This window comes from Segatella salivae DSM 15606, assembly GCF_000185845.1.
GTDB classification, from domain to species: domain Bacteria; phylum Bacteroidota; class Bacteroidia; order Bacteroidales; family Bacteroidaceae; genus Prevotella; species Prevotella salivae.
Map to the genome: position 1 here is coordinate 915,729 of NZ_GL629647.1, position 3,877 is coordinate 919,605.

Below are 3,877 nucleotides of genomic sequence, written 5' to 3' on the forward strand. Positions count from 1 at the left end.
AATACTATCCAAATCATTATCCTTTATTTCATATAGATGTTCAAACATCAAATATCCAACCCCCTGCCCCCTATATTCTGGAAGTACAGCTGTAAAAGGAACATAAAGAAATCTATTCTCTCGATTTATATAATATGCAACGAAACCAATTATATTTCGTTTTTGAATAGCAAAAATAAAGTAAGCATTATCAGCCAACTTTTGACTGTAGCTAACTAAATCTATACAATTATGTAATGGAGGAACAAATGATTTATCAAACTGTTTCAATAAGTCAAAAGCTTCATTAGCATTTAACTTTTTATTAATTGTAATATCAACTAACATATTCTCTTCACTAACCATATAAAATTGAGAAATACTAGTCTGCTGGAGTCACAGTTATATGAATAAACTTATCAATATTATTTATTACATCAAACATCTGTCTTAAATCATCATACTTAAGTATAAATTCTCCTATACAATCTTGTGCACTACGGAACCTATGTATGAAATCTCCTTCTTTCAAGTTAGTAACCCACTCGACAAGATGTTTCTGCGAAAAATTAGAATCAAATGCAATAGACTCAAAAAGACCAGTCTCATTACTATGCACCATATAATTCGACCAAAAGCCGCAAATAGGTATTTCTTTTCCCCCTTTTAAAGCAGAGCAATCAATTTTATCTCCAGCTGCAGCTTGAACAACCCAAGTTACCATATCCACGCCTGTAGCATATTTAATAACTTGAGGTATAAGGCTTCCTCCCGAGCGCGCTCCAACTTCTAAAAGATACACTTTGTCATCTTGCCCTACAATTGCTTCAATATTATAAGCATTACTCTCCATACCCAATAAAGAAAATAACTTTTGAAGTTGTCTTTCCAAATCTTCAATATACTTATGATCCATCTGGAATGGCCAACATTCTCCTAAAGGTGCAAAGTCTTTATCCACATTTGGATTATAAAACTCATTACCGAAACAATGAAAAACCAATTTTCCATCAACAGAAAAAGCATCACCTGAAATCTGATGTCCCTTTTTAACAATAAATTCTTCTATTAGAAAACGCTTTGAAAGTGAATAGCTCAATGCGTCTTCTACAAATTCTTTTAACTCCGATTTATCAGTAAGCTTATTTATTCCCTTTACTTCCAGATGAATCTACAGGTTTAACCATAACGGGTAACTTAAATTCATCTATCTTTGCAAGGGCATCTTCATAACAGACAAAACCCATAGCTTTTGGACAATTAAATCCATTCTTCAATAAAAATTCTCTAAACAAATCTTTATTTGAAAGAATTCTAACCGATTTATATGGTGATGTTGGTAATCCTAACTCCTCACAAACATATGCGGCTGTTGGCGCTGCAGGATCGGAAGCATATGCAACAACCCCATCTACATTTAACTTTCGAGCGAGTTCAAGTACAGCTTCTTTATCTGTTGTACTTACATTATAGTATTCATCGGATAATTTGTGGCCAGGGTTCTCTGGTAAGTAATCACAAGTTATTACATAATATCCTAACCGTTTAGCCTCCTTTATCGCATAAGTCTGGTATAAGGACCCCCCAAGCATTAAAAGTTTTTTTTGCATTATAAAGTATCTACGAATCTAACAATTCTTCTTACACCCTCTCGTATATATTCTTCCTCCAATGTAAATGCTATACGGATATATCCATCACATACTTTCCCATAAGTTACACCTGGTACTACTGCTACATGAGCATGTCTAAGAAGTTCATAGGCAAAATCAACAGATTTCAGACCAGTTTCTTCTATATTAATCATCATATAAAAGGTAGCGTTAGGTATTAAAGGTTTTAACTTTTTAGTTTTAGAGATTTCTTCAACAAGTACATCACGACGTTTCTCAAAAACTTCCGCCATACTTGAAGAATAATCTTTATCTAATCTCAAGGCTTCTATTGCCGCATACTGCGAAGGAAGAGGAGCGCATGCACAAACGTTTTCTTGAATTTTAGTCATCGCAGAAATAACTTCAGCAAATCCTAAACAGTATCCTAAGCGCCAACCTGTCATACAGAACTCTTTTGATAGACTATTCACATAAAGCGTACGCTCTTTCATACCAGGTAAGATAGCAATACTCTTCGGGCGAGGCATACTATCGTAAACAAGACATTTATAAACCTCATCCGTAATAACATATAAATCAAACTCCTTTGCCAAGTCAGCAATACCCTGTATAAACCCCCAAGAAAATATCCGACCAGAAGGATTATTTGGCGTATTCAAAACTATCACTTTTGTTTTCTCTGTAATAGCATTACGAATTGCCTCTATAGAACATGTCAGCATACCCTGACTCTTGGAATCGGTAACAATCACAGGAATACCACGGCAAATCTCCACCATCTGCTTGTAATTGACATAATAAGGAGCAGGTATTATAACCTCATCCCCATCATTCAGCATAGAAGATAAAGCTAAGAATATCCCCTCCATTGCTCCAACTGAAATAAAGATCTCAGTCTGAGGATTATAACTTAAATGCTCTCTCGCCATGCAATACATAGATACTGTTTGACGAAGTTCCAATAGCCCCGCATTCTGAGAATAACGTGTTTTACCAGACATGATTGCATCACATCCTGCCATTTTTACACCCTCTGGGGTCTGTATATCAGGATCACCTAAGGTAAAATCTATAACATCATTATACTTCTTAGCTTCATTGAAAAGCTGACGAGTAAGTGATGGCTCGATAACAGTGGCTATTTTTGACAACTCTTTCATAAACTATTTTTTATACAATCAACAATTCTCTCAACATCCTCTTCATTCAGTGCATGATGCATAGGCAGACATATCACTGTATCTGCCATCATGTGTGCATTAGGCAGATTCTCTGGGCGAGAACTCTCCAAACCACGATAAGTAGAAAATTCACTGATGAGTGGGTAGAAGTAACGACGTCCCCATACACCTTGGTCTTTCATCTTCATATAAAGCTCATCACGTGTCATGCCATACTTCTCTGCATCAACAAAAATTGGGAAGTAACTGTAGTTATGACGAACACCAGGCATATCATCCCAAAAAGAAATACCATCAACATTCCTTAGAGCCTCACGATAAGCTACTGCCACCTTCTGTCTCGCTGCAATAGCAGCATCAACTTGCTTTAAGTTTAACAAGCCATAGGCTGAACGAATCTCATCCATCTTGCTATTAATACCAGGACCAACAACCTCAATTTCATTAGCAAAGCCAAAGTTCTTCAAATAATCTATGCGTTGCTTAGTCTTTTCATCGTGCATCACCATTGCACCACCTTCTATTGTATTAAACACCTTTGTGGCATGAAAACTCAGTGTACTCATGTCGCCAGCATTCAACAGACTTTCCCCATTCACTTCAACACCAAAGGCGTGTGCTGCATCATATATCACTTTCAAACCATATTTATCTGCTATTGCCTGAATAGCCTCTGTATCACAAGGTTTACCATACACATGAACAGGAAGGATAGCTGTTGTACGTGGTGTTATTGCTGCCTCTATCTTTTGGGGATCTATATTGCCTGTAGATGGATCAATATCAACAAATACTGGCTTAATACCATTCCACCATAGAGCATGCGTTGTTGCAACAAAACTATAAGGTGTCGTTATAACTTCGCCTGTAATACGCAATGCTTGGAGAGCTGTTAGCAACGGTAAAGTTCCATTTGTGAACAAGCTAACGTATGGAACTTTCAGGTATTCAGCTAAAGCAGCTTCTAATTTCTGATGAAACTGTCCATTATTTGTTATCCACTTACTTTCCCAGATTTCTTTAAGAGAATCTGTAAACTCATCAAGATTTGGTAACAATGGTGATGTTACTGTTATAATATCTTTATTCATACTTCTTCAA

At 36.3% G+C, this 3,877-nt stretch carries 5 protein-coding genes; all 5 read right to left on the reverse strand.

Features of this window, described 5'->3' with window-relative positions; all coding sequences use genetic code 11:
• Window positions 1-345, reverse strand: a 345-nt coding sequence (locus HMPREF9420_RS03790; protein ID WP_007134121.1) for a GNAT family N-acetyltransferase, incomplete at its 3' end; no start/stop codon positions are given.
• Window positions 346-361: 16 nt separating this feature from the next.
• A complete protein-coding gene (locus HMPREF9420_RS14590; protein ID WP_007134122.1) occupies window positions 362-1,078 on the reverse strand; it encodes an ATP-grasp domain-containing protein in 717 nt (238 codons plus the stop codon).
• A gap of 43 nt (window positions 1,079-1,121) precedes the next feature.
• Window positions 1,122-1,589, reverse strand: a complete 468-nt coding sequence (locus tag HMPREF9420_RS14595) for an ATP-grasp domain-containing protein (protein ID WP_007134123.1) — start codon at window positions 1,587-1,589, stop codon at window positions 1,122-1,124.
• Window positions 1,589-2,755 carry a pyridoxal phosphate-dependent aminotransferase gene (locus HMPREF9420_RS03800; protein WP_007134124.1) on the reverse strand — a complete coding sequence of 389 codons (1,167 nt, stop codon included), beginning with the start codon at window positions 2,753-2,755 and terminating at the stop codon, window positions 1,589-1,591. The genes HMPREF9420_RS14595 and HMPREF9420_RS03800 overlap by 1 nt, the downstream gene beginning before the upstream one ends.
• Window positions 2,752-3,867 (reverse strand): DegT/DnrJ/EryC1/StrS family aminotransferase, encoded by a 1,116-nt coding sequence (locus HMPREF9420_RS03805; RefSeq protein WP_007134125.1) that lies wholly within the window; start codon window positions 3,865-3,867, stop codon window positions 2,752-2,754. Before HMPREF9420_RS03805 ends, HMPREF9420_RS03800 begins: the two co-directional genes overlap by 4 nt.
• Window positions 3,868-3,877 lie beyond the last annotated feature (10 nt).